Origin of the sequence: Blautia sp. CAG:257, from assembly GCF_000433815.1 — a bacterium.
In the GTDB taxonomy this organism is placed as follows: Bacteria; Bacillota; Clostridia; order Lachnospirales; family Lachnospiraceae; genus Blautia_A; species Blautia_A caecimuris.
In genome coordinates, this window is sequence record NZ_HF999125.1 from 22,987 (window position 1) to 24,022 (window position 1,036).

Annotated in this window: 1 protein-coding gene; it reads right to left on the reverse strand. The window is 33.3% G+C overall.

Going from position 1 to position 1,036, the window contains the following annotated elements:
- Positions 1-439 precede the first annotated feature (439 nt).
- The gene (locus QVP40_RS13460) at positions 440-877 is read right to left on the reverse strand and encodes an RbsD/FucU family protein (protein ID WP_022068885.1); all 438 of its coding nucleotides are present in this window, start codon (positions 875-877) and stop codon (positions 440-442) included.
- Between the last annotated feature and the right edge of the window lie 159 nt (positions 878-1,036).

The window sequence follows — 1,036 nt, forward strand, 5'->3', positions numbered from 1 at the left end:
TCTGTTTTTTCAGCTGCTGCATCCTTTTCACTGGCATAAGCAGTTGCAAACGGAACCGCAATCATAGATGCTGCCAGAACAAGAGCCATTATTTTTTTCTTCATTGTGTTACCCCCTTTTTGTTTTTGGTGATTTTGCTATGTTTTTCCGTTTTTGATAGTTCGATTTTATCATATATTACCACAAATGTAAATATGTTACTGTTTGTTTTTGTCCGTTTTTTTCTTTTTGTTACTTTTTCACAGTTTTAAACCACATTTTTAGTAAAATATCACAGTTTTTCAGAACTATGTGTTCATTTTTACACATTTATGATATTAAATATAATGTATGTCAACATAATATATTCTTTTTTTCATAAGAAAAAAGCGGTATTTCATCCGAAATAACCGCTTTTACGTATTTTTTATGTTGTTTTATGTCCGTTTTTATTTGTTTTCTACAGACATCCCTTTTGAAGGATCGCACAGGCATAAAATGCTGTCTCAGTCGTAGCTACAACCGCGTATGCCTTTCTCGCCTTTTTATAAAATTCTTTTCTGGAAATCATTCCGCAAGCCTCAGCCCCTCTCTCATCATATTTTGCCACAATATCTTTGAATTCACCCCATACAGGACATTCAAGTTCTGCATGACGAGGCTCTTTATCCATAATTAAAACAGGCTTTTCTACAAATTCATCTAAAGGCATCAGTGAAAGAACAGCATCCATAAGATCTGTTGCTTTCAGACCATCACATCTTACAAGAATTCCTTTTTTTGCCATAGAAGCGGCTGCAAAATTTGCATCACCGATTACGATCGTATCTCCATGTCCCATTTCTGCGAGGACTTTTAACAAATCCGGGGATAAAATTGGAGGAATATTTCTTAACATTATTGATTTCTCCTTTCTGTTTCGTTTTGCTTTTATCCGTTTCTGTATTTTTATATCCCGAGTGTACTACTTATCTGGAAATTTTTCAAGAAAAATCATTTGTATTATAAAATTCAGAATTTTCCTCTTTTTTATCCATAGATTCTATTGTTAAAAACC

Coding starts and splice junctions, on each gene's coding strand:
- QVP40_RS13460 (WP_022068885.1), bottom strand. CDS start 877: ATGTTAAGAAATATTCCTCCAATTTTATCCCCGGATTTGTTAAAAGTC.